At 50.9% G+C, this 25985-nt stretch carries 22 protein-coding genes, 1 tRNA gene and 1 pseudogene; 12 read left to right on the top strand and 12 right to left on the bottom strand.

Going from position 1 to position 25985, the window contains the following annotated elements; all coding sequences use genetic code 11:
* Positions 1-95: 95 nt before the first annotated feature.
* The 7 genes from rbfA (at position 96) to HU739_RS13660 (ending at position 6704) form a co-directional block, all read left to right on the top strand.
* Positions 96-497, top strand: coding sequence for a 30S ribosome-binding factor RbfA (gene rbfA, locus HU739_RS13690; RefSeq protein WP_016771753.1), 402 nt, complete (start codon positions 96-98; stop codon positions 495-497).
* A gap of 4 nt (positions 498-501) precedes the next feature.
* A complete protein-coding gene (gene truB / locus HU739_RS13685; RefSeq protein WP_024011571.1) occupies positions 502-1419 on the top strand; it encodes a tRNA pseudouridine(55) synthase TruB in 918 nt (305 codons plus the stop codon).
* Between the two features lie 142 nt (positions 1420-1561).
* Positions 1562-1831 carry a 30S ribosomal protein S15 gene (rpsO, locus tag HU739_RS13680; RefSeq protein WP_016771751.1) on the top strand — a complete coding sequence of 90 codons (270 nt, stop codon included), beginning with the start codon at positions 1562-1564 and terminating at the stop codon, positions 1829-1831.
* Positions 1832-2035: 204 nt separating this feature from the next.
* Entirely contained in the window at positions 2036-4141 is a 2106-nt protein-coding gene (gene pnp, locus HU739_RS13675) for a polyribonucleotide nucleotidyltransferase (RefSeq protein ID WP_186547341.1), read from the top strand.
* Positions 4142-4307: 166 nt separating this feature from the next.
* A tRNA-Thr gene (locus HU739_RS13670) sits at positions 4308-4383 on the top strand.
* A 791-nt stretch (positions 4384-5174) separates the two neighbouring features.
* On the top strand, positions 5175-5516 hold the full coding sequence (locus tag HU739_RS13665; protein WP_186547340.1) for a helix-turn-helix domain-containing protein: 342 nt from the start codon (positions 5175-5177) through the stop codon (positions 5514-5516).
* A 426-nt stretch (positions 5517-5942) separates the two neighbouring features.
* Complete coding sequence (locus tag HU739_RS13660; protein WP_186547339.1) at positions 5943-6704, top strand: replication protein RepA; 762 nt, start codon at positions 5943-5945, stop codon at positions 6702-6704.
* Positions 6705-7781: 1077 nt separating this feature from the next.
* Here the strand turns inward: HU739_RS13660 and HU739_RS13650 are convergent.
* Genes HU739_RS13650 through virB5 form a run of 4 tightly spaced genes read right to left on the bottom strand, consistent with a single transcriptional unit; the run spans position 7782 to position 10341 of the window.
* Complete coding sequence (locus tag HU739_RS13650; protein ID WP_186547337.1) at positions 7782-8858, bottom strand: type IV secretion system protein; 1077 nt, start codon at positions 8856-8858, stop codon at positions 7782-7784.
* 1 nt (position 8859) lies between these two features.
* Entirely contained in the window at positions 8860-9120 is a 261-nt protein-coding gene (locus HU739_RS13645) for an EexN family lipoprotein (RefSeq protein WP_186547336.1), read from the bottom strand.
* Positions 9117-9596, bottom strand: coding sequence for a hypothetical protein (locus HU739_RS13640; protein ID WP_186547335.1), 480 nt, complete (start codon positions 9594-9596; stop codon positions 9117-9119). Before HU739_RS13640 ends, HU739_RS13645 begins: the two co-directional genes overlap by 4 nt.
* 10 nt (positions 9597-9606) lie before the next feature.
* Positions 9607-10341, bottom strand: a complete 735-nt coding sequence (gene virB5, locus HU739_RS13635; RefSeq protein WP_186547334.1) for a P-type DNA transfer protein VirB5 — start codon at positions 10339-10341, stop codon at positions 9607-9609.
* A 438-nt stretch (positions 10342-10779) separates the two neighbouring features.
* On the opposite strand from virB5, the gene HU739_RS13630 reads away from it, so the two are divergent.
* A complete protein-coding gene (locus tag HU739_RS13630; protein ID WP_186547333.1) occupies positions 10780-11322 on the top strand; it encodes a plasmid mobilization relaxosome protein MobC in 543 nt (180 codons plus the stop codon).
* A gap of 372 nt (positions 11323-11694) precedes the next feature.
* Positions 11695-12315 carry a hypothetical protein gene (locus HU739_RS13625; protein WP_186547332.1) on the top strand — a complete coding sequence of 207 codons (621 nt, stop codon included), beginning with the start codon at positions 11695-11697 and terminating at the stop codon, positions 12313-12315.
* Positions 12316-12675: 360 nt separating this feature from the next.
* On the opposite strand, the gene HU739_RS13620 is transcribed toward HU739_RS13625, so the two are convergent.
* The 5 genes from HU739_RS13620 to HU739_RS13600 form a co-directional block, all read right to left on the bottom strand.
* Entirely contained in the window at positions 12676-14340 is a 1665-nt protein-coding gene (locus HU739_RS13620) for an ATP-dependent nuclease (protein WP_186547331.1), read from the bottom strand.
* Between the two features lie 89 nt (positions 14341-14429).
* On the bottom strand, positions 14430-14693 hold the full coding sequence (locus tag HU739_RS13615) for a hypothetical protein (protein ID WP_217844289.1): 264 nt from the start codon (positions 14691-14693) through the stop codon (positions 14430-14432).
* 76 nt (positions 14694-14769) lie between these two features.
* Complete coding sequence (locus tag HU739_RS13610; RefSeq protein ID WP_186547329.1) at positions 14770-15225, bottom strand: hypothetical protein; 456 nt, start codon at positions 15223-15225, stop codon at positions 14770-14772.
* 541 nt (positions 15226-15766) lie between these two features.
* Complete coding sequence (locus HU739_RS13605) at positions 15767-17545, bottom strand: ATP-dependent helicase (RefSeq protein ID WP_186547328.1); 1779 nt, start codon at positions 17543-17545, stop codon at positions 15767-15769.
* Between the two features lies 1 nt (position 17546).
* Positions 17547-19685 (bottom strand): ATP-dependent nuclease, encoded by a 2139-nt coding sequence (locus tag HU739_RS13600; RefSeq protein ID WP_186547327.1) that lies wholly within the window; start codon positions 19683-19685, stop codon positions 17547-17549.
* A gap of 854 nt (positions 19686-20539) precedes the next feature.
* On the opposite strand from HU739_RS13600, the gene HU739_RS13595 reads away from it, so the two are divergent.
* Together HU739_RS13595 and HU739_RS13590 are read left to right on the top strand one after the other, a co-directional pair.
* A complete protein-coding gene (locus HU739_RS13595; RefSeq protein ID WP_186547326.1) occupies positions 20540-21850 on the top strand; it encodes a hypothetical protein in 1311 nt (436 codons plus the stop codon).
* A 93-nt stretch (positions 21851-21943) separates the two neighbouring features.
* On the top strand, positions 21944-22720 hold the full coding sequence (locus HU739_RS13590; protein WP_186547325.1) for a hypothetical protein: 777 nt from the start codon (positions 21944-21946) through the stop codon (positions 22718-22720).
* Between the two features lie 154 nt (positions 22721-22874).
* On the opposite strand, the gene HU739_RS13585 is transcribed toward HU739_RS13590, so the two are convergent.
* Both HU739_RS13585 and HU739_RS13580 read right to left on the bottom strand, forming a co-directional pair.
* The gene (locus HU739_RS13585; RefSeq protein ID WP_186547324.1) at positions 22875-23999 is read right to left on the bottom strand and encodes a DUF4238 domain-containing protein; all 1125 of its coding nucleotides are present in this window, start codon (positions 23997-23999) and stop codon (positions 22875-22877) included.
* A gap of 182 nt (positions 24000-24181) precedes the next feature.
* A complete protein-coding gene (locus tag HU739_RS13580; protein ID WP_186547323.1) occupies positions 24182-24397 on the bottom strand; it encodes a hypothetical protein in 216 nt (71 codons plus the stop codon).
* A gap of 35 nt (positions 24398-24432) precedes the next feature.
* Between HU739_RS13580 and HU739_RS13575 the strand changes: the two are divergent.
* A pseudogene (locus HU739_RS13575) lies at positions 24433-24702 on the top strand (IS66 family transposase); the annotation flags it as partial.
* Between the two features lie 80 nt (positions 24703-24782).
* Here the strand turns inward: HU739_RS13575 and HU739_RS13570 are convergent.
* A complete protein-coding gene (locus tag HU739_RS13570) occupies positions 24783-25922 on the bottom strand; it encodes an integrase (protein ID WP_186547322.1) in 1140 nt (379 codons plus the stop codon).
* Positions 25923-25985: the final 63 nt, after the last annotated feature.

Genomic DNA, 25985 nt, shown 5'->3' with positions numbered 1-25985 from the left:
TAAACGCAACGCCCGGTCTGGCTTTTGTCAGGCCGGGCGTTTGCCGCTTTCAGACCTTGCGGATCTCACCGCTGGGCAGTAACAGGTAACAAATCATGGCAAAAGAATACAGCCGTACCCAACGTATCGGCGATCAGATGCAGCGCGAGCTGGCTCAACTGATCCGTCGCGAAGTCAAGGATCCGCGCGTCGGCCTCGTCACCATTACCGCTGTGGAAGTGTCCCGTGACGTCGGTCACGCGAAAATTTTCATCACCGTGATGGGCCAGGACAACGCTGAAGACATCGCGCAAAGCATCAAGGTGCTGAATGCCGCCGCAGGTTTCCTGCGCATGCAACTGGCCCGTGAAATGAAGCTGCGCAGCGTGCCGCAATTGCACTTCCACTACGACGAGTCCGTCGTGCGTGGCGCGCATCTGTCGGCATTGATCGAGCGTGCCGTGGCTGAAGACAATCAGCACGTTGCCGCTCCTGCACCTGAAGACACCAAGGAGTAATTCGGTGGCTCAGGTCAAACGTATCCGTCGTAACGTCAGCGGCATCATCCTGCTGGACAAGCCGTTGGGGTTCACCTCCAACGCCGCCTTGCAGAAGGTGCGCTGGCTGCTCAATGCCGAGAAGGCCGGGCACACCGGCAGCCTCGACCCGCTGGCCACCGGCGTGCTGCCGTTGTGCTTTGGCGAGGCGACCAAGTTCTCGCAATACCTGCTCGATTCCGACAAGGGCTACGAGACTCTGGCGCAATTGGGCAAGACCACCACCACGGCCGATGCCGAAGGTGAGGTTTTGCAGGAGCGTCCGGTGACCGTTGGTCGCGCCGATGTCGAAGCGGTGCTGCCGAAATTTCGCGGGCAAATCAGTCAGATACCGCCGATGTACTCGGCGCTCAAGCGTGATGGCCAGCCGTTGTACAAACTGGCACGTGCAGGCGAAGTAGTGGAGCGCGAACCGCGTTCTGTTACTATTGCGCGCTTGGAATTGCTGGCCTTCGAAGGCGATACTGCGCGGCTTGCGGTGGACTGCAGCAAGGGCACCTATATTCGCACCCTGGTGGAGGATATCGGTGAGCAACTCGGTTGTGGTGCGTACGTCGCAGAACTGCGTCGGACCCAGGCCGGGCCTTTTACCCTGGCGCAAACCGTGACCCTCGAAGAGCTGGAAGCGGTACATGCCGAAGGCGGCAACGAAGCGGTCGATCGCTTCCTGATGCCATCGGACAGCGGCCTGCAGGATTGGCCGTTACTGCACTTCTCCGAAGCGAGCGCGTTCTACTGGCTCAACGGCCAGCCGGTGCGTGCCCCGGATGCGCCGAAGTTCGGCATGGTGCGGGTACAGGATCACAATGGTCGCTTCATCGGTATCGGTGAAGTGAGCGAAGACGGGCGCATCGCGCCGCGTCGCTTGATTCGGTCAGAATGACCGGAACCGGTCTGCGAAAGCGGGCCGGCGAGTGTGGCTGTTAACAGGCATGGTCACTACTCATTTATAGATACAGGGATTTGTCCCTGGCCTGTTGAAGCTGTTTCCCTGAAACAGTTTCCTGATAAGGAAGGATTGCCTCATGGCTCTCGACGTTCAAGAAAAAGCTCAAATCGTTGCTGACTACCAGCAAGCTGTTGGTGACACTGGTTCGCCAGAAGTGCAGGTTGCACTGCTGACCGCCAACATCAACAAACTGCAAGGTCACTTCAAGGCCAACGGTAAAGATCACCACTCCCGTCGTGGTCTGATCCGCATGGTAAACCAGCGTCGCAAGCTGCTGGACTACCTGAAAGGCAAGGACGTGAGCCGTTACGCTGCTCTGATCGCTCGCCTGGGTCTGCGTCGCTAATCAGCGATTGCGCTATGAGGTTGGTTGTCTGCCAGACGTCAGCGGTTTTCCGCTGGCGCCTTGCAGGCTCCCAGCCTCAAGTTTTATCTGCAATATGGCTTTACCTGTAACACCCGGACAATTGCCCTCGGGCCGATTCCCGAGATTGCCCAAGAATTCGCAAGAAACCGTTTCCCCCAAGAGCCACAAAGAAGGTAGGACACCGTGAACCCGGTAATCAAAAAATTCCAGTTCGGTCAATCGACCGTTACCCTCGAGACAGGCCGTATCGCCCGTCAGGCCTCCGGCGCAGTATTGGTCACCGTTGACGACGACGTCAGCGTGTTGGTGACTGTCGTCGGCGCAAAGCAAGCCGATCCGGGCAAGGGTTTCTTCCCTCTGTCCGTTCACTATCAGGAAAAGACTTACGCTGCCGGTAAGATCCCTGGCGGTTTCTTCAAGCGCGAAGGCCGTCCTTCCGAGAAAGAAACCCTGACTTCCCGACTGATCGACCGTCCGATCCGTCCGCTGTTCCCAGAAGGCTTCATGAACGAAGTGCAGGTTGTCTGCACCGTCGTTTCCACCAGCAAGAAGACCGATCCGGACATCGCTGCGATGATCGGTACCTCGGCTGCCCTGGCCATTTCCGGCATTCCATTCGACGGCCCGATCGGCGCCGCTCGCGTGGCTTTCCACGAAAGCACCGGCTACCTGCTGAACCCGACTTACGAACAGCAAGCCGCTTCGAGCCTGGACATGGTCGTGGCCGGTACTGCCGACGCTGTGCTGATGGTTGAATCAGAAGCCAAAGAGCTGACGGAAGACCAGATGCTGGGCGCGGTACTGTTCGCTCACGACGAATTTCAGGTTGTGATCAACGCTGTCAAAGAACTCGCTGCCGAAGCCGCCAAGCCAACCTGGAACTGGGCGCCTGCGCCTGAAGCCACCGAACTGCTGGGCGCTATCCGTGCCGAGTTCGGCGAAGCGATCTCCCAGGCTTACACCATCACCATCAAGGCCGACCGTTACGCTCGCCTGGGTGAGTTGAAGGATCAGGTGGTTGCCAAGCTGTCCGGTGAAGAAGGCCAGCCTTCCGCTGCTGAAGTCAAAGCTGCCTTTGGCGAAATCGAATACCGCACCGTTCGCGAAAACATCGTTAATGGCAAGCCACGTATCGACGGCCGCGACACCCGCACCGTTCGTCCGCTGAACATCGAAGTCGGCGTTCTGCCGAAGACTCACGGTTCGGCGCTGTTCACCCGTGGCGAAACCCAGGCTCTGGTAGTCGCGACTCTGGGCACCGCCCGTGACGCACAGCTGCTGGACACTCTGGAAGGCGAAAAGAAAGACCCGTTCATGCTGCACTACAACTTCCCGCCGTTCTCGGTGGGCGAGTGCGGTCGCATGGGTGGCGCCGGTCGTCGCGAAATCGGCCACGGCCGTCTGGCCCGTCGTTCGGTTTCGGCGATGCTGCCAGCCGCTGACGTGTTCCCGTACACCATCCGCGTGGTTTCGGAAATCACCGAATCCAACGGTTCGAGCTCGATGGCTTCCGTGTGCGGCGCTTCCCTCGCGCTGATGGACGCCGGTGTGCCGATGAAGGCACCCGTTGCCGGTATCGCGATGGGTCTGGTTAAAGAAGGCGAGAAGTTCGCCGTCCTGACCGACATCCTCGGCGACGAAGATCACCTGGGCGACATGGACTTCAAGGTAGCCGGTACCGCCAAAGGTGTGACCGCGCTGCAGATGGACATCAAGATCAAGGGCATCACCGAAGAGATCATGGAAATCGCTCTGGGCCAGGCCCTGGAAGCGCGCCTGAACATCCTCGGCCAGATGAACCAGATCATTGGCCAGTCGCGTACCGAACTGTCGGCCAACGCACCGACCATGATCGCGATGAAGATCGACACCGACAAGATCCGTGACGTTATCGGTAAAGGTGGCGCGACCATCCGTGCGATCTGCGAAGAAACCAAGGCTTCGATCGACATCGAAGACGACGGTTCGATCAAGATCTTCGGCGAAACCAAGGATGCCGCAGAAGCAGCGCGTCAGCGCGTTCTGAGCATCACTGCCGAAGCCGAGATCGGCAAGATCTACGTCGGCAAGGTTGAGCGCATCGTCGACTTCGGCGCATTCGTCAACATCCTGCCGGGCAAGGACGGTCTGGTGCACATCTCGATGCTGAGCGACGCTCGTGTAGAGAAAGTGACCGACATTCTGAAAGAAGGCCAGGAAGTGGAAGTGCTGGTACTGGACGTGGACAACCGCGGCCGTATCAAGCTGTCCATCAAAGACGTGGCAGCGGCCAAGGCTTCGGGCGTTTAATCACCCCGACGCTTTAGCCCAATGAAAATGCCCCCGCCGTGCAAACGGCGGGGGCATTTTTTTTGCCTGAAATAAAGAAATTGCCACAAATGTAGTTCTCAAAAGAAAACCATCAGGCAGCCCACAAGTTGCCGGAGTCCGAGACCGGTGCTAGGTTTAGCCCACCGCCCGTGTAGCTCAGCCGGTAGAGCAGCGCACTCGTAACGCGAAGGTCGCAGGTTCGATTCCTGTCTCGGGCACCAGGAACAAAATATGTTAAGGCCTTGGAATGGTGTCCGTTCCAGGGCCTTTTTGCTTTTATGTATCAGTTTTCATTGAGCTTTCATAAAATTTGTAAGTCAGTGAGTAGGTGTGATCGGAGAGTTTTGGTAAACCGAGGTACATCTAGATATATGTGTAAATCCCATAAAAATTTGTGCCTCGGTGGGACAAAATTGGGACAAATCTGTCATGGTCCTCCTGATCGATCCGGCTTCGTCAATCAGCGCTCACGTTAACTGACGGGGGTGCACCACTTGGCGTTATCGGTAACGTGGCTTATGATCCGGGATATTGAGCTTAGGCTCGATACCCTTCGAGGTAGTCAACCTCGAATGTGATCCAGGATGAGTGGGAGGCTAGGACTGTGAATGTTCTGGCGCTTTCCGGACGGGCGATTAATCCGCCCATGCTGCCCAATGGGTGTCCCAAGAAAGCTAAGCTGCCGCGGATTCAACCACTCAGGGATCACTGGACGCTAACGCGGCAGTTGAGCTACCCCAAAGGTGAGATAGGGGATAGGCAAAAGTGAACATGCGACACAGCGCCGGGGTAGCGTCCGGTAAAGAGTCTCGGGGTGTAAGGGCATGCGAGTGACCTTACTCAATCCTGCCGCTGACATGGCAAGGCCACCCTTAGGCTCCCGAAATCAGGCCCTAGTCTTGCGGGCGTTGTTAGGAAGTGCTGTTTCCTCCAACGCCTTATAGAGCCTCACCGCAACTCGCGTATTGGCGTCGTCCCAAGGGACGACTGCCTTCTACGCATGAGGTGCGGCATGGCCGTCTTTCCGATAAGCACGCTTGAATTCCTATGCAAAAGCTATCCGCCGACGCTTACCGTTGAGCAGGTCAGCGAAATCACTAGTGAACAGCCTCAGACCATTCGTAATTTGGTCAGCCAGGGGCGCTATCGTATTCCTTCCTTCAAAATTGGTCGCAAGCGTGTTTTTCGGCTGGTGGATGTTGCTGACTTCATTGACAGGCAATTCCAAGCTGACCCCAGCCATCCGAGTCATTTAAAACCCCGGCGCGGCAGGCCCACCAAAATTGAGCAAATGGCCCGGCGGCGCCCGGCAGAGGATGTACTGCCGCTGACTACGCACGTGAGCGGGGGCTGAGTTATGGGGGCCAGGCTATTATCCCGTTCGCTCCTAAATGCCGATACTGAAGGGTTTGATGAGGCGCGGTACTGCGAAGGACTTGTGCTTAAGGGCATAGACGCCGAAACGGCTGCAGTAATTGCAGCCAAGACAGCAGCAATAAAGGCGACGCAGGTTGCACATGTAAAATCAGATCGATCAACACGATCGGCGAAGCCAGCGCGCGTTCCTGGGCTCCGTCCAGCCGCTGATATTGCCCTACGAGGTTTGTCGTCTCTGCCTCCAGAGCCCAAGACAGCGTCCATAGCAAAGCAAACGCGTATTCACTCTACAAAGGCGGCTAAGGCAAGCGCAGCGAAGGCAGCGGATCTTTTTGATACTGCTCTTGCGATCCAGAACCAAGAGGCGGCAGCGGCCGGCCAGATTGGATATATGGCGCGCGCTATGATCTGGGCATCAATGCCGCATAAGAGAGTTGATGGAGCATTTTACAAGCGCGACAACGGCCTTGCCTCCATCACCATGTTGGTGGACCCTGATATTGGTCTTCCGTATGGAAAGTTGCCGCGACTCATTTCCGCGTGGTTAACGCGGGAGGCAAAGTTGACTGGGTCGCGTGAGTTGAAGCTTGGTCGGAGCTTTAATGAATTCGTCGAGAAGCTCGGCCTGTCAACGAGTGGGGGGCTACGTGGCGATACCTCTCGACTGAAGATGCAGGCTACGAAATTGTTTAGCACTACTATTTCGCTAAAAGCGCATCAGGGTCAGGATTTTTCCTACAAGAACGTCGCGCTGTCGGATGAGGGCATACTCCGTTGGGGTCAGAAGAACTCCGGTGGAGGTTCGCTTTGGGAGAGTACGATTACCCTGTCGGAAGCATTCTACCGGGAGTGTATGGACTACGCCGTGCCGTTCGATCTGCGCGTATTGCACTGCTTGCGATCACCCCTGGCGATAGATCTGTATTTATGGCTGACGTGGCGCATGTTCATTCTTCGACGGCCAGCCCTGATTCCATGGGACGCTCTGCGCTTTCAATTTGGCGTAGGTTACGCGACCACTCCCCAGGGGAGGGCGCATTTCCGCGCGGAGTTCAATCGCTGTTTGCACGATGTACATGTGCTGTATCCGGCTGCCCGACTTTCGTCTGAACGGGATGGGTTACGGCTGCTTCCAAGTCCGCCTCATGTTCGAGCGCTTCCATAGAGCTGTAGAGACGGTCCCAGCGGAACGTCGTTAAGTCCGGAATGTGGTAGCGATCGCCCTGTGGATAAAACCAGGCGTTTTCGCTGAAACGCCGATATCGCTACGCTGAAGCTCCGATATAGGGTTGCTGAAACACCGATACGATGACGCTGAAACGCCGATAAGAGCTTTGCTGGTTTATGGATCTACTTATTGATTTATAAAGGAAATTTAAATTCATTCGGCTTCTGCAAGTAGCTTTCAAATAACCAAATATCAACAGTTATTTATCTCATCTCCGTCATGAAGCAAGACGAAGCTGTTGGGAGTGAGGCGTGAGCGCGTTTCAAGGCAACCGTCTGAGTTCGGCAGATCCACGCTTCGCGTGGGCAACCCCTTCGGTTGCATCCGCGTCCTATCCTTGCCGGACTGGCGGCAGGGGCAGGTCCTGCGGCTTCGCCTGGTTCCTACCCCTGGCGCTAGGCTGGGACGCTTGCAGCTGTATCAAGGGTAAAGGCTGCGCCCATCATCCTCGCCCGTTCGGTGCTCGCCCTGACGGGCTCCGCTCCGCTGCGGCCTCCGGTGATGCCCTTGACACATCTTCCAGCTGAGACGGCGCCGTAGAGCGTACAAAATCACTCAAATCCAGATCGCCGTTTACAAAAGCCTGAGCGCGAGCTTCATCTTCGGTACCTAGGTGATAACCCGAAAGCTCGATCGATGCTCGAGCATAATCGACCGCTTCCTGCCTGCGCTTACGCTCCTCGTCGGAAATTGTATTGCGTAGCTTCATTCGATCACTCCGAAAACACCGAGAACAGGTTAATAACAAGACAAGTTCAGCGCGGACGCAGAGGGTCAAGGGCGGTACCGCAAGCCGCAGCTCGCGAAGCGAGACCGGGTGAGGATGCCGGCGAAGCGAACCCTTGACGCGCTTTCCACGATGACCCTATTGGCTGGGTTGCGGGAGGCGTTACCCCGCAGCCCTGCCACCCGGCGAGGGGCAGGAAGTCCAGAGGGGCAGAGCCCCTTTGGGTAAGCCCAGCAGGGCGCGCAGGACGAACGCACATATAGCCAAGGAGAGTCGATGAAGGACGATTAGTCTCGTCCAATCCCTCCACCCTTGGCGGGTCCCCAGTTCTTGCCGAGGTTCTCCATGATGTGCTGCCGATAGGCAGGGTTCCACATCGAGTTACCCGCCGCTAAATGATTAAGCCGGCCCCCCGTGACCATCATCCCACTTTGCAAATCGCGGCGCGTGCTTTGTCTGTTCAAAATCTGGGTGACGGGGGAGGCCGCTGCCTGGGTGACTTGTCGGAGCGTGATACCTCCGGAGGACATGCCGCCGGCCAAGGCCGCCGCCGCTTCAAATGCCTTCTGCAGCAAGAACAGGGTGACACCCGTGACGATCAGGATTTCAAGCATCGTGGCGATAGGGTTGTCAGTAGTGGAAGCCAGAACCGCGGCCGTAAGCGTACTGAAAAACTTCATGCCCATGCCGAGTACCGTTGTCACGAGAGCGATTTGCATGATGTAGGTCATGACCTGACCGAACCAGCTATCAAACCATTTAGCAGTGACGGGGAACATCAGCATGGCGATGAAGAACGGGCCGATTCCGAGCATGACGGTAAGCATGATCTTGGAGACGATGACCATCGCGCCGGCAGGAACGGCGACTAAGAGCGTGGCGAGATAGATGATGACGGCGTTCAGAAAGTCATATGCCGCCATGGTGTATTCATACCATTGCCGTTTGCCCATTTTTTCGAGCATGTCGCCGCCGATCTTGAAGCCATCCGTGACTGCTTTATCAAGCACCTGATAGACCGAGGTTGCCTGCGTACTGCTACCCGATGCCGAGAATGCATCAGCCACGCCGGTTTCCAAGCCGCGCAGAGCTTCGACAACCCATAAAAGGTATGTCGGGGCACTCATCGCCAAGCCGCTAATGACAATGAACTTTCCGCACGTTTTCATAAAGTTGGAGGAGGGCGCTTCGACATATCCGAAGATGATGGCGAACCCCATCAGGACGAACGTCAGCGTTCCACCGTAGATGAAAACGTCGGTGAACATGGAAATGACGTTGCCCGACGTGACTTGAACGAACGTGTTCAGGGTCATGTCGATACTTTCGCCAATCCACTCGAAAATATTTGATTCGATTGCCATTTCACTTTCCCCCTTCGAGCGCGTTTATCGGGGCGTGCTTCGTGTAGCCGCGCTTTTCAACGGTCAGATGGTTTGCCGCCGTAACGGCATTAATGCAGTTCGGGGAGGCGTTTAGTTCTCCGGGGTTAGCCTTGCACTTGGCAATCATGGCCGAGCGCTCGGCCTCATGGATCTTGTACCAATCGACGGTTTGAACAGGCGTGTTCTCGCCGCAGCCAGCCAGGACAGCCGCGACGACCAGGGGGATAAAGAGCTTTTTCATTTGCGGACCTCGCGCGCTTCGGCGTCGATAGTTCGGTCGTTGAATTGCCGGGCTTCGTGCTGTTGCAGCACGTCCAATGCGTGGGCCAGCTCGGACGCGTCGATGATGCGTAGCGCCACGACGGTGCGCAGAGCGCTTTCCCGTGTGCCTGCCCAATGGCCGGCGAAGCGTTGGCCAGAATTGCGCAGCACAAACACGCAGCCGCTCAGGCACACCACGGAGATCAAGGCCGCCATGCCGGGGGCAATTGGGGCCGACTGACGCGGTAGCGTGATACCGAACCAATCTACTGCCGCCACCAGGAACGGAACGATGGCGAGGGTTGCGGCCAGAATGTCGCCTTGAACAAGGGACGGTGCGCGGCGGCCGACTTCACGCGAGAAGCCCATGCGATCAATGTAGAGCCACCACCGCCGCATAAACAGGAGCGTGAAGAAGCAAGCAGCCAGAACAGGGGCGTGAATATAGGAAATCATGGTGTGTCCCTCACTTGTCCAGCAGGTTGAAAGGCTGGTGCTTCGTGTATTCACGATTTGCCAGAACCTTGGCATTGATTTCACGCTGCCGTTGCTGCTGTAGACGGTCCTCGGCCTGCGCCACCATTTGGTACATCTGGAGCTTGGTTTGCTCGTTCTGGATCATGGCTTGCTCGGCCGCGATCCGGCCTTGCAGCTCCGCGATGGCCTTGGGGTCCTGGGTCTGGCTGATGCGGCCCATCAGTCCATCAATTTGCTGCAAGCGAACTTTGGCTTTGTCGTAGGCGTCCAGGGCGAAAGCTTTATCCTGAGCACCCTTTACGGCCTGCGCTTCGCAGCTTGTCCGCTGCGCCGTCACTGCGAAATTGGCACACGCGTCGTAGATCTTGTTGTCGCTGTAGATTTGGCCAGCTCGCCCGCTCAGGCCGGAATAGCCGCCGGTTTTTACGCTGTCATAAACGGCTTGCCAGTCTTGGGGCAGGTAGTCTCGTAGTTCCGGGTTGTACATGATGCCGCCCATTCCACGCGATCCGGTGATCGACTGGTATTGCTGCTTCATCTGGTCAATCTGCGACGTCATCTGCTCGACTTGCTGCGCCCAGCGCGCAGTGTTGGCCGTGAACTCGGCCATCGTCATCGGCGAATCACTTGCTTGGGTGGTTACTGTTACAGGTATTTGCGCGAAGGCTGCTGAAGGCATCGCAATGCCCACAGCCAAGAACCAAGACGGTAGAGGGTTTTTCATATTCGCCACTCCAAAGGTTTGGGGGCGAACGCAGGATCGTACTGTTCCGATCTGTCGGTCTGTTTAGGAACCGCGCCCGGCACGCTGAGCGTTCTTGGGGCGACTAGGCGGCCATTCTGTTCTTGGCGGTCAGGCCCTTCTTCTCAGGCCGGCACCCGGTACGCGCGAGGGCGTTCTTGGGGCAGAGCAACGTTCGTTAGAAGACCAAAATTATTCATTCTGGCGTGCGACATTTTCCCATTTTGGCAATGGAATGTCGATTACGCAAAGCCGCAGAGTCGTTTACTCAACACCTTCAAAACGCGCCTGAAATTTCGTCATGACGAAGAAACGTATGCTCATGAGGACTAGTGCAGGATAGGCTAAGCACCGGTAAACTACGCGCGTACTCGCTTGTTTCAGTCCCCTTTACTGCTCGTGAAGCTATGGCAGGTATTTATGGAGAAACAAAACCCGTATTTGAATGTGTATCTAGGCCCCTCTAAGGAACCGTGGGTCAACTATTGCAAAGCCTTGGGCAAGAAGCCCGGTGCTGCTATCAAGGTAGCTATCGAGGAGCAGCTAGAGAAGGCCGGAAAGGACCCGACGTCGAAGATTTACCACCAGGCGCATGAAGCCATCCCGGCCGAACCTAAAGTGCGCTTTGAAATCCTGCTAACCGAATCTGAAAAGCGTGCCATCCGAGAGCGTTCGAATATCGAGCGGTGCTCGATGCGTCGTTGGATTGTGGATGCTTGCCGAGTTGGTCTTACACACGAACCACAGTTCGGCATGAGCGAAATCGACGCCCTGGGCGAGTCGAACTATCAGCTACTCATGATTGGCCGGAATTTGAATCAGATCGCGCGACGATTGAACGAAGGCAAGGATGAAAAAATTACTGTCGATCAGATCGAGAAGCTAAGTCGCATCATCGACAGGCATACGGATACTGTGAGCGCAGCCATCGCTGCCAGCCTTGAGCGCTGGAACATTGAGTGAGCCGGATGATTGACGGCTTATTCAAGGTTGCGGGTGAACGTTTGATACGGCCGCGTCAGGGTCGGTAGTGCGAAACGTCGGTAATGGAATGGCCATTGCAGACCTGCCCGAGCCAAGGCCGAGCGAGCGACGCGCAAGAAGGTCATTTGCCCTATCAATAAGGCCCCAACTATCGGGATGCGAACAAGGCATTTCAGTGGTCAGGATGCGCATGCTCTGTAAGGATCGGCCTTTAACATAAACGGCCAATAACTGTCTGCTCAATTGCAGTCCTCCAGTGCTTGGCTAATGTCCGCTAAGTGGTCCGCTGATACCCATCAATTGCAAACAAATGGTACTTTCTATTCCAAACTCCGCGCTCGGACGGGCCTTATGCCACATGACTACCCTGCTGAATCACTCGATATTCAAGTGCGGCTACACACCCTGGGTCTTATGCCGGACAACCTTAGGCTGATCGGGGCCTTCATCGTAGCCTATGGCCTGTTCGAGACCACATTAGAACGAGCACTTTGGACTCTATCTGAAACCTGCGTGGCGGGAGTTCGTCCCTTTACAGAAAAGCTGAAATCTGAAGACCAATTTAAAAGGCTTGGCGAGGGAAATCCGAAGCTCAGTACGAAATGTAATGACGTGCTGAAGGCTGCAGCGCTTGCTGCAGAGGACCTGAATGAATATCGAAATAGCCTCGTCCACGGTTATCTGCTTGCACTTGGTGAAGGAAGCACACCCTCCTTCATGAAGAATCCGGCATGGCACGGTGAGCAGCGGAATAAGCCTGTTGGTGATGCGTATATTGATGAACCTATGCAGGACCTCGTCCTCATTGCAGCGTGGACTTTGTTTAGGCTCGTGCGCCTTGTTGAAAAGTCCTTGGAAGATCCAGAAGCCCAGCGTGCTATCGAAGCACTGGCGCGAGACGTCCAGAGGGCGAGGAGCTACGCAGGAGAGGTTCGTCACCTACGCTACCTCGTCAACCAAGAAAAATCCTGAGGTGCGAATTACGCTCCAGTTGACCACCCGTTTGCATCCGACCTGACCCACCGATTGCATCGGACTTGACCTACTCGCGTCGTAATCGCAAAGAAATGCCCGTTGCTGCCGGTAGCGGCTGGCAACAATCGGCCAAAAACGGTCACTCCGCCTCCCTTACGAGGCCAAGGGGTTTCAGTCACCGGTATAGGGGACACAATGCGCCCCCTGTACATCCTCATTCCTAGGGCTCGTAGCTGTATTGGCAAAGCGGTCACTGCCCCCTGTTAGCTAGATTGGGTAATGATCACTTTCCAGCGCGGTCCAGAGGGACTGGTCTGATTTCATAGCGGCCAATATGTCCAAACATTAAAAATTAATTCAACTATTCCAGATCATTAAGCGATTGATTATTGCCGTCATTTCCGTAGCCAACTCCGGCCTAAATGACAGATTCTCCTTGGAGAAAGCCTCACTAAATTTTACCGCCTTATGATGTTTATCTGTGAATTCAGCGGCGCGGGAAAGATTATTACTCCTTAGATAATCCTGCACGTACTCATACTCGCCAATTTGAGGCAAGCCAGACTTTCCATAAACCAACTCAAAAGATTCCTTGGGGATATAATTTTCAATTTCTCGACATCTGGTAACCCATACATACCCACGATCACTAGCAACATTTGAAAGAAGCTCTGTTACTCTGCTCTTCAATTTACCATTTTTATTTTTTCTATCACTGTCACACGCAAATATAAAATTTCTATTTATTTTTATAGCACTCACCGCCTCCTGCAAATCCGCCTCTGGAGTACTAGCATCTATATGAGCTAGCACACTACCGCCATAGTAAATAAACTGATAATGGTGCCCCTCCTTGTAAGCACCCCCACCCCACAAATCAATAAACTTATTCAAATAAATTCTATCTGATGGTCCTTCTACCCAGATGATGCCATTTGCCTGGAGTATGTCACTGGCTTTGGCACCTAAATCATCTAGAATGGAATATCCGCGATTTAAGTCATCCAAAATCAGACCAAGAACGTCGCCATTCTGCTTTTTTACATGGAGAATCTGCGCATCATTTTCACCATGAAAAAGGTCAATTGCTACCTGCGAGTGCGTAGTCAAAAAAATATGACAATCCTTCGATTGCGCATAATCCAGTAGAAACGAAAACAAGTTTCTTTGTAGCGAAGGATGCAAATTATTCTCCAGCTCTTCAAATGAGAATATATAATTTGCAATGTCTTTTTTCTCAAAGTCCGGGCGCACCAGGAGGTTAAGTAATGTTAATATAACAGTCTTCAGCCCGCTACCCGATGCTGAAAGTGGGACAAGGCCCTTACCTTCCTCACCAAGATAAATTTCCCATGTGTCAGTATCGAAATGATGCTGCACGACCATCTCTGAAAATACAGCATCAGGCGTAAAAATTACATTCAACGCGGTAAGTAGTCTAACTTGAATCAGATCCCTATCAAGATTAGAGCTATTTATATAACTCTGAACAATATTTGTGGCGCCCTCACCATTACTTTTCAGTGTAAATTCATGTGTATACGGCTCCTTGACAAGATCCCTATCTGCATCAAGCCTAACGTGTCGAAAACTCCTACGTTTACTCGCTGCTACAACCTTGCCAATCCGTGATCTTTCACCTGTTAATAAACTTTCTTCGTACCCCTCAACGCTGAGCACTTCTACGTCTTTTCCCAGCTCCCTCCATACAACACGCTTACCTATAAAATTCTGACCATGCCCCCGCCAGTGATTGTTAGGTAAATCTCCACCTGCCGTATTGTTACTAAAATATGGCAGCAATTCGGCCTCGGCTAATACCGCTCCAAATTCAATACTTTCACCAATTTCATCTTCGGTTCCATGCTCCCTAAACATATGATCCACAGCAGCAATAAGGCTTGACTTGCCTATATTGTTCTTACCAACTATCACATTAACTGGCTTGATCACCAAAAAGCCAGCCCCGTCCTCTTTAAAACCTCTATAATTCCGAACCCAAAAACTAGTATCAATAGTCACAATTTACCTAGCCTATCCTTGAAATTAACGTGACAAACCGGACAATACAGCAGCTTCGATTTTCCTACATAAATCAGGGAGCCATGGTGTTATCGGCTGCGTGCTTTAAGCTTTTTTTCAATCCTCTCAACAGCGTCAATTCGGACCTCTCGCATCTCAGCGTGAAGCTGGTCCAATTGAATTTCAGTGATGAGATCAAAGTCTCGCAACGCTTGAATATAGCCATCCGCAGTTGCATAAAATGCATCGACGCTTTCGACATCAATACTACTAACTCCGATACGTGCAACCTGGTGCTTTGCGGCCTCAAATGGAGTTTCAGAATCTAGCGACATACAAACATCCTTTTTCATGGGGGGCGAAGCCCCCTATCTAGGTTTGGCCCGTTTTACGGCGGGCTTTAGTATAACTGCGCGGGAACTCTCCCTTTTAAACCGGCTTACTTAGCAGGCCTATTTTCTTGACCTCTTCTTGGGCTGCCTTGTATCCATCAAACGGGTAAGCAGGCCACTGGGAGGGAGCGTAAAATCCCTTACGTCGCTCCTGCGATGGGAACAGCGCGTGCCATCCATCGTTACGGTCGAAAACCCAGCCGTATAGCCCTGTAGCTTGAAACTGGTCATAGGTGACATCGATGATGAAATCACCGACCTCAAACCATGCGTGCGACGCTTCGCTTTTCATCTGCGGGTGGTGCCGACCGCAAACGTACTCACCTTCATATTGAAGCGTTTCCCATACCACTCGCCCCACGATGTCGGAAGCAACTCCGCACGCGCCTGACGGGAAGCCATTGAAGGTTGAGCCCTTTGCATCAACAAGGCTCATAAGCCCATTGCGGCAGGCAAGGGCCACCTGTTCCAGCTCTGTCCTATTTGCACTCATAGTCGCTTTCTTTTATTCATAACGTTCAAACGTAAGAGAGAGTCGTCGATATCACTATGCCGGCGCAAGTTCAAATGCACGTCGGACTTCCTGCGTACCCACAGCTGGGTAAGGTTTGCTGTGATCCAAGCAGGCGTGCTCAAGAATGGTCTGAACGATCTCGACATAGCTAGTTGCAGCCAAGGCTTTTTGCAGCAAGCGAGTGCCTGCCACTATGGGAGCAGCCCACCAGTGATTTCGCGGTGTTCACGAATAATTACCCAACAGTTGATAGAACATAAGGGATGTGAGAAAAAATAGGTTAGGTTTTTAATTGCCCAATACATAAATCGTATCGAGCGCGAGCAACTCGTGAGTGAACCACCGCTCCTGGCCGATTTAGCGGTCTTTTGCGAAAGATGCACCTATCTGGATACGGTCGCTCACGAACGACTGCTTTTGGCCGAAAACGGTCTGCCTGGTACGGCGGCTTCCGGCCCAAAGCGGTCGCTGGAGATGTCTATAAAATCCGGGACGACTCAAGGTGCTACGCGACAGATGGCTAAAATTTTATCGGCGAATACCCATATTGATAGTCCTTCAAGACAGTTGTCGGAAGTTTATCTCTACCTGACTCGGAAATCAGAAACAGATTCTTTCTCGCTCTAGAAGATATCACATAGATCAATTTTTTTGCGCTCTCCAAAGGTTCAGGGTCTGTATTGTGTGGAACCATACCCTGCAATAGTGCGAACCCAATGACATTGTCAAACTCAGCACCCTTAACACCATGTATGGTGGAAATTGTTATTCCACCACGAGGTCTGAACACACGCCTAAAATTCTCGATACCTTCGATCAGATCGTTACCATCTTTCTTTGCACGTTGAATTTTTTTGGTCGCGCTATCAAAAAACGATTCATAATGGTTCTTTAATCCATTATTACACTCGACATCTATTTCCAACAAATGAAGAAAGGCAGAAAAATACCTTTCTAAATATTTCATACCATTTTCTTCATCAATGTCTATTCGATTTAACTCTTTCAGCAATTGGCTTTTTGAGTATGAACACTTGATTCCCTCTTCGTGCAATGCGCTTAAAACCTCTCCAGCCCATCGAAGGCGCCGAATATACATTTCAGGTCCAGGTTCTGACAGACAGATCTTACTCAACTTATACCAAAAATTATCAAGTTCACGACCAAAGGGCACCATTCCTGGCCCATCGAAATTACACTGAGGCAACCTACTCATTAACCGGCGAGTAAGCTTCGCTAGAAACGGCCACTGGGGCCCTACTATGCATATCTGATCTTGGCTAATATTTAAATCGTTCAAACTGTAATTTATCAGCCTAACAATTTCGTCCTCTAAAAACTCAACACCTATGTTTTTATTATAACTAATAACACTCGGATAATCTTTGCATTTAGCGAAAGCTGAAATAGCGACTGGAAAGACACTAAAATTACTAAAATATTCTACAACTCTGCTAGATGAACGATAGTTTTTACTCAACGAAAACTCTTGAACTTTAAGCTTTGAAAGCTGGACAAACTTATCAAATGCAATGGGATAACCGCCCAGCGTTTTAAAGATAGCCTGATTTGGATCTCCAACAATGAAGGCGTTCGTTTTCCCGTTCCCGGCAGCAAAAATAGCACAAATTATTAAATACTGAATTTCTTTAGTATCCTGATATTCGTCAACTAAAATTATACGGAAAATTTGTGAAAGAGTAACTGCAATAGCTGGATACTTCTTTATCAAATTATGAGCAAAGTACAATATCAATTCGAAATCAATTTTACGCTCTTTTTTTAAAACCCTGAAGTACTCACCTAGGGCCGCACGTATTTTTTCATGCTTATTAACATCACTACTTAGAGGTGTGGCTTTGCCATCTTTGAAATAATAATTACAATCAAATGAAGTAATGCGGGGTCTTCCAAGTTCCCCACAAATCTCATCTAATAACGCATCAGCATCAGGCTGATTTATTATAGTAAAACCGTGCTGTAATCTTGGCTCATAAATAGCATACGGCCTTATGATCCACTCCAAACAGAAAGAGTGAATGGTACCTATCCACAATTGATTCGTATTTAACCCCAGACCTTCTACGCGTTCCAGTATTTCGTCGGCGGCCCTATGAGTATAAGTAATCGCGACAACAAACTCCCTATGCGACGATATTTTTTTTAGCTCTTCAGCTATTTTAAACGTAAGTGTTTTTGTTTTACCACTACCTGGGCAAGCAGTTAAAAATACGCTTCCTGGATGATTAATTGCGCTTATTTGCTCATCATTCAAACCCGCGGAAACTAAGTCATCCATATTATAGCCCGACCATTTTTAAGACTATATTATCGCTCGGAAAACTATTTTCCAAGCTAGACAATAAGTCATTATAGTCAATATTGCCTGCTTCAAACTCTTCAAAGTAGACTTTGGCCTCCTCCACAGCGGCTTTACGATCTTCAAAATAAGCATACTTCTCAAACGTCTTTAATCTATATTTGATAATTCTTAATCGAAGACTGTCAGACATGGCTTCTTGCGCATCGAAAACCGCATCTAGAATATATTGTGGTATAGATGTACAAGGAGTGATTGTATCGGCAAGCATAATGGCAAACCAGCCTTTGCCGGAATGTGCTGCCATTGTCAGTACCCGTTTACCATAGACAGCAATATCTCCCGACTCTATCTCTTTCCGAGATTTAGTTTTCGTCAATTCGTCCTCATACACCGAGTCAACAACTTCCGCTACTTCGTACTGATTTCCACTTTTTATAAAATCAACTTCAAAAGTGTGGTTTGCATAATGCACGCTTAGATATTTATTTCCTTTAGAAAAATTAGTTAATCGAGTTTCACGAGCCAAACCAGCCTTTTGTGACCCGGCCATTTTTTTCTTGTATTTTCTCACCGGTTCAAGGTCACCATCAACAATGACGGTGTCTGCTATTGCTAGATCCAAATCGGTTATGATGCTGCAACGGCGTTTTATTCTTGAGTTATGGAATACACAGGCAACATTTTCAAAACCTGTGCTTCTTATATTAATCAAACTAACACCCAGCTCATCCAAGCTTATACCGAGTGATTTTTTTATCAGCGCTGGAATTAAAATCTCTTCTGCATCACCTTCAATTAATATTACGCCCCTTGCAAAAAGCAAACTGCTTCTCGTCGCATCGAGATAACGCTGCAAATGTCGAATCTCTGCGGGTTTCAATCCAACTGAGGGTTGATAAGACTCACACTTAACACCCTTTCTTGCCAGAATATTGATATTTTCTAGATTACTAACTTCGGAAATTTGAGTTGAATGCGTTGAGTAAATAATCTGAGTATTTTCAAAATCGATATTTTCGAATAGCGTTTTTTGAATGTGGGTGTGGATATGTGCTTCAGGCTCTTCAATAATCAGGAAATTTGCAGCAGTTTCTCGCTGTCGCTGATACTTAAACTCAAGCAGTTTCAGCGTAAGATAAATTAAGTTAGCGCCACCCAAGCTCAACTCAGATATATCGCCAGAATATCTTTCGTCATTTTCCCCCACGAACAACTTCAGCGACTGGAATAACTTATCAGCCTCGCTTGGGAGGTCAGATTTTATATGTAAACTGGCAGGTGCATAAGCCTCGCCGGCTGTTTCAGCGATGGTGTCACGAATATCTCCGCGTACATCCTGCACATCTTTTAACACTTCAATATCGCTATTAAGCTGCTTCACCTTATCAGTGATAGTCTTATACTTATTATGGTCAATCTCTTCACTCTTTCTCTTTAGTAGATTCAATAATGGATTTTGTCGATTGCCACTGAAGTCCGACACAACGTCTCTAAGGGCTTTTACAAACGTAAAAGATACTTCCTTTGATACTGAAAGCTGATTTGGAATTGGTGATCCGCAAAGTGGAGAAGTAACTGTTGGGAAAACAACCTTTTCAAAATCACCCGTAAGCTCTTTGTAATGCTCCGGATTCGTAAAATCGGCATCGCTGCGTCCTGTAAAGAATGATTCATAATCGCTTACAGAAATACGCTCCTGAAGTTTTCGTAATGACTCATGATCCCCAGGTTTCAGAGCGGCCAACTCAGCCCTAACCGACTGACTTGGACGGAACATCAAATTATAGGTCGCCTTACCTACCTTTTGCCCCGCGACAACAACTCCACGATGAACAAAAAGAGATTGAATCGCTTCGTCTTGACCAATATTATCAAACTCAAGACTGATAATTATCCAATGCCCCTTCCAACTTCCTTTTTTCCTAAAGAAATCATTTTCGTCGATGGTGTAGGCCGAACGATAGATATTTGAATCTAGTAGCAACCGAATTGCTCTAAATAGATTGCTTTTCCCTGATCCATTTTCGCCAATTATAGTATTGACGCCCTTATTAAATACGAATTTAGCGCTCTCAAAATTTCTATAATTGACAAGCGTGACCTTAGATAGGTGCATTTACGCATTCCTTTGTCATTTTTCAGCTTGCGAAACGAGCAAACTATTTTGTCAGACAATATCAGAACGCTATGACTTGTGTCCTTAGGACCGGGCCCATCCAGCAGCGAGAAACCAAAAAATTCGATTTTTGACCTCACTGTGCCTGTTAGATTTGTAGAGCGCTTTCAGCCCTCCGTCCAAGCTAGTGCAAGCCACCTAAACTCGGCATACTCCGTCTAATTTCAACGCGTCATGGGCTGCACTCTGATGGTCAAAGGGTGGCTGCCTCCCAACAAGCTCAACTTAAGTCTTTGAAATACAAATAATTTACCTCATGGCTTGGTTGCTTTCGCCTCCGCTCGGCCCTATCAAGTGCAAGTCCTATATGGCCGGAGGCCACAAGAAAGCCCTCCTCTTGCTGGCTTTCTTGTTTCTACATATCCCGATATGGCCACTCGCCTTCGGTAATCTGTACGGTAGCGAACGCACGTAACGGATTGGAAACGGCCTTGCGCGTAAGACCGCTTTTGGCCGATTACTGCCTATCACGAAAGGCGGTAGACGACCCAAAACTGACGTTCGCGCCGGGCGGCGGGTAGCCAGAAATGATTGTTCGACTGATGAAGCGGAGACAGTTATGCGACCGATCCACCTCGGCAGCGTCTGCCAGGATTTCTTGGGAGAGGGCCACGGCTTTTCGTCGCGCACGGACTGCTGCCCCCAAGCGGGGTACTTTCTTCGGCAAGGTCTCCTCCGAGATCTCAATGAGATGGAAATGTAACGAAGATGGAGCGACTAGACGGAGTAGGAAGTCGATAGTAGCATGGTGCCACTTTTTACTCTGCTGAGTTTTGACATGGAGTCTGCTTTAGATGAAAAAGGTTGAAGAAGTTTTCGGTGTGAGCAGCGAAGACGTATTGAGTTATGTTGAAAGGCAGCATGTAGACGATAAATTCTCATCCGCGCTGGAAGCCGGACACCAAATCATCGTGTATGGAGCATCCAAACAGGGCAAAACAGCGCTCGTAAAAAAGCATCTGAATTATGAAGAAAATATAGTGATTAGCCTGTCTCCGAAGACCAGTCTACGAGATATTTATCAGTCAATGCTGAGAAAGTCAGGTGTAACCCTAAATACCTCCTACACTGAAGGAACTGGCGACGTTTCAAAGGTTAAAGGTAAAGCCTTCATTGAAGGCGCAATCGCATTGGTATTAAAAGGTCGGGCTGAAGTTGCTATAGAAAACGAAAAAGCTTATCGCCTTGAAGATAAGTACGAAGAAATTGAGCTTAATCTAGACCTTCCTGATGACGTGGCCAGTCTGATGGTTAGGCTTGGCGAAAAAAAGACGATAATTTTAGAGAATTTTCACTACCTGCCGGAGAACGTACAGCGAGATTTCGCTTTCGACTTGCGGACGTTTCATGACCTCAAAATCCGGTTTGTGATTCTGGGGGTCTGGAAAGAAGCTAACCGCTTGATCCAGTTCAATGGCGAGTTGCAGGACCGAGTGGCCGAGGTCCCCGTAGAGCCCTGGCATGAAGCCGATTTTCTGCGAATTGTCGCGAAGGGCGAGCCTGAGTTGAATATACAGTTCTCAAGGGTGCTAGTTCAAGAATGCATCGATAATGCGTTCAAGAGTGTTGGGGTGTTCCAAGAGTTGCTAAAGGCCACCTGCTTGGAATCTAATATTCTAGAAACGCAGAGTCAACAACTGTTTGTTGATGATATGGGAATAGTTGCTCGTGCAATTGCTCGTAAATCAGAAGATTATTCTGGACGGCACCTGAAAAATCTCGAAGCTATCGCGTCTGGGAATACCTCTGTTATTGATAAAACAAAGCCTTTGCCATATTTCTTGAATTACTACATTGTGATGCATATCTTGGAAATTGGCTTTGCTGGCCTCAATGGCGGCATTAGCAAGGAGGCATTGCTACACGCGATAAAGCAGGTTCACCACAGGGCGCAGGATCTTAAAGGGGCTCAGTTGGTGTCCGTATTGAAAGGATTGGCTGAGGTTCAATCGGGTAAAGGCATTAGTCCGCCAGTACTGGCTTATGATTCAAACTCACGGCAGTTGAAGGTGGTTGACTCTACGTTTTACTTTTTCTTGAAAAATTCAGATCTGGCTCTTGTGAGAGATGAGATCCTCCATCCACTTGATGGTTTGGATCTTTAACTTGACCGCCCCAAGGGCTATCCGTAATGACTCTCCCTGACGTTGGCGGCGAAGTGCCAATGCCACTTACTCTCGTTTTCGAAGGGGACCTCGGTGGGAATATTCTTTGAGTCGTATCAGGCCAAGGTGTGTTGCTTGTGTGGATCTGGTGAATCGCTAACTGGTGAACACAAGATCAAAGCATCTGCCTTGCGAAAAATCTTCGGAAAGGATCGTATGGTCATCGGAAATTTCGATGGCGAGAGCATTGTACGACCGGCTCAAGGCCCAAAATCCGAAGCTTTCCACTTCACCGCCCGGATGTGCTCAACTTGTAATGGAGCGAGAACCCAGGCAGCCGATAGAGAGTTCGACAGGTTTCATGCACTGGTATCAGCGCGTTTGCTGAAAGGCGAAGATCCGTCATCAGTCTTCGACCTACCCCAGTATGAGATCGGTAGCGAAGCCTATCTCAATGTGTTCCGCTATTTTTCAAAGCTGTTGTGCTGCCATGTCGCGGAGTCATCCGGCCCTCGGCCGTTGGATGTCAGTCGGTTTGCCATTGGTGCCGTTGACCGTAATGTCGTTTGGCTTAGAATTGATGCGGATCCAACCTATCAAGATTTCCGGGAAGCGCACGGTGAACATAAGTATGCGGCCCACGGGGGGCTAATCGTCCCCGTGGACTCAACGACTAGAAGGCCTACGAGTTTCATTAGCTCAATCAGCCTGGGCGCGGTTCGGTATCGATTTTGGACGAACTTGCTGCCGATTTCGGGAGAGGCTTTAAGATGGTTTCATCGGGCATTTTGGGATAAATGCCAAGCGGCCCATAAAGATGCAGTCGAAAACCCACTATCAGATAAGCAGAAGCGCCGTTTGGGGGTTTAGGCACGCGGAGAATTCCTCAGATAGCGTGAGCATGGCATCTCGTGCGTAGCCACCCACGCTCGCTCTCTTGCGTCTTTCCGGCAGCCCCACACAACTCGAAAATTGTCTCGGAGCGCGATTCCGCCTCATCAATCATCTGGCCGATAGCGGCCTCTCACTCTTTCCCGCTATACCGTTCGCCTAGAACCCTTTTCATCATTGCCTCCATTGATTTGGCGTCTTGTACCGCCTTATCAAATTCGGCTTTGCTGTCTGGGCGTCGGCCAAATTCATCTTGAAAATAGTAAGAGCCGTCCTTCATTTTTACTGTCATGAAGCCGCTCTGAAGCGCTGTCGCATAGCTTCGAGGCATTAAAAAGCTTCCCAGCTTGCTCCACAGAGTAGTTTTAAGATGGCGTTCAGGGAACAGGTGCTGCTCGTTGCAGCTCGCGATGTACCGCTCTGCACGAGTTTTAATTATGTAATTGACCTCTCGCACCTGTTTCTCAGAAAGCTGTCTTCCTCTCTGAATTCCATCGTAAGTAACTAGCGGATTATCAAAAAGTCTTGGATTGGTGCGTGATTTTCTAGCTCGAATTTCGCCTTGCTTGCGACCCCACTCCCTATGTGTGATCACCATCAAATGGTTGCTATCGAGTGGAATTAAGGTTTGGGTCCCCAACCAGTGCTGAGGAACGTCTAAACCTTCCGGTATGGCACGATCTTTCGGAAAAACGTGAGGATTGAAAAACGTCACAGGGTGATCTGAAAAAATGAACTTGGTCCCTGATTGGGTAGCTTCGAAAATCTCTATGGCGCCTTCCATCCACATCACACAGTGCATCCTGCGAACTTCCTGCATGCGAACCATGAGTTCTTGCTGATTTTTCGTCGCAAGTGTTGATTGAAGGAATCGGAGGCCTTTGGGGGTACGCAATCGGAGTGCATCGAGGAACTCGAAAACTTGGGTGTATGTGAAGTGCACTTTGTTCCAGTCACTTTCGAGTAACGCCTGAATTGCTTCCTTCCCCGTTCTGTCTATTGCTCCAAACAGAAACCTTTCGATGTCATCATTCGGTTCGCCCAGCACGCGGGTGGTGTATAAATCCCGCTCAAAAAACCAAGCATCCGGCCCTTTGGTTAGAATTGCACGCGCTTGACCGACAACCGCTCCTTTAGCATCGCGGAAAATCTCTGGCCGCAAGTCCAGTATTTTGAACGCGGTATGACCCTGTAAAAGAAATCCCCTCTGATACCACTGGGGCACGTAGTGATGTCTGTACGACTGTTGTTTTATCATTGCGAATCGCCCCTGCTTCTATAGGCGCCTTAAGCGTCCTCTTTTGGCCGATTGCTGCTTCTCGCAAAGGGCCGCTCTCGGCCGAGGCTGTGTAAAAACGTTTTTGAGCGCGTCAGATACTCCAAACCGGACTGGAAATCGCGTTTCTACGCGAATCTGAGCTCAACTCGGGAAGCTGATGCCTAGTCGCGATTCGTACGCTTGAGTTTGGCCAAACCCTGTTTGATGTGGCCAGCATTCTCTCCAATAGCTTCCAGTGCTCCACGGATATTATCGCCGACCTCTGACGAAGCCCTCTGTTCCACCCACAACGTCAGCTCCATTACCGCCGCCTCCAATGCGAGCTGATTGTCATAGATCCTTTCCAGAACATCGGGTAGTGAGTAATCACTTGGCATGGGGTCGACTCCTTTCTAGGAAGATCAAGCATAGCAGCGGCAAGCGCAGCGAACAGCTAAGCCCTGACCAAGGTAGCTTGCTCGACGATCTGCTCGACACTGATATCGCGGCCATTGAGGCCGAGCTGAAGGCGGTCAATTCGCCACCTGCACCGGACGAGCTACGTCAGAAACCCAAGCGTGCGCCGCTGCCATCGCAGTTCCCACGTACAGTGCCCCGTCACAAGCCAAAAAACACCCAATGCGTGTGCGGCTGCCAACTTCAGCGCATTGGCGAAGACGTAAGCGAGAAGCTCGATTACACACGGATGTCATCATGCGGATACGCAAATCGTAGGTGTTTAACCCCAGCATTAGCCATACGGGACATAAGTACTCGTTTCTGTTATGCCAACCGCTTGGCTAGATCCTTTGCTCTTGGATGGTAGTAGCGCATCAACATGCGTGGCTCTTTATGGCCCGTAATTTTGGTCAGCTCATGCATCGGGAAAATTTCCGCCAAGCGAGACGTCGCCTCATGCCGTAGGTCATGGAATCGTAGATCGGTGAGATACCTCGGCGCTGGCCGGATCTTGGCCTCCTGGCATTCGGCCTCATAAATTTTTCTTGCACGTGTTACTGCCCGTTCAAAAGCTCGCGTGACCGCATCGCTTCGAATTGGAAACACTCTGGTGTCTTTGTTTTCATGGGGAATCTCCATACTTGTGGGCATAAGTGATTTAAGGATTGCCACTGCTTTCGATGAAAGGGGGACGTCTCGTGAATCGCCGTTTTTGGTCCTTGGTAGGTGCGCGACTCTATCCCTAAGATCAATATGCTCCCAGCGGAGGCTAACAATTTCACTTCGACGCATTGCTGTTTCAACGGCGAGCTGGATTATAGAGGGGAGGGCGCCCGATTCTGTGGCCGCGATGATGCGCTCCAACTCATCGTCGCGTGCGCTGCGGCTAGGGCTTTGCTCTGTGCCTTCCTCGGCAGAAACAGGAAGCTCGCTTCGTATGACCATGTCCGAACCGCTTGTCGTGAAGAGGCGTCGCGTACGCGCATTGTTGGGCTGCGGTTTGCGTACAAGTTCAAGGGGATTGCTAAGGCTCTCCATACCCCATTCCTTGCGAGCGATATTAAATACGTGGGAAAGCACTTGGAATCGCCTTAATACGGTGGCGGGTTTCACGGATTTCAACCATTGATCACGTAGCTTGGCAATATCAGAGCTGCGGATTGCCGGCATCGTTCTTATGGCGAGCTCGCTGGCCTTCCAGATTCGCAGCACTGAGCGCTCTGCTATCTCTCCTTTTTTATGGGCAGTGATTTCCCGCTCATAACGGCTCAACGCTTCATGGAGCGTGGTGGCTTCAGCTTCGGTGCGGCTGACGAAAGCCCCTCGATCTATTTGATGTTCAATTGCTCTGGCCCATTCTTCTGCGTCGGTCCGAGTGTTGAAGGTTTTTACCTGGTCGGGGTAGCCTCTACGGCGAACACGTGCCTGCCATTGCAGTTCGCCGCGTTTACGGAAGCTAGCCATACTGTTTTACTCCCAAGATGTCAGCCACCAGTGGGACAGAATTGGGACAATAAAGCCAAGAGC

The organism is Pseudomonas hamedanensis, from assembly GCF_014268595.2.
GTDB lineage: Bacteria > Pseudomonadota > Gammaproteobacteria > Pseudomonadales > Pseudomonadaceae > Aquipseudomonas > Aquipseudomonas hamedanensis.
This window is presented reverse-complemented; position numbering and strand designations above follow the sequence as displayed.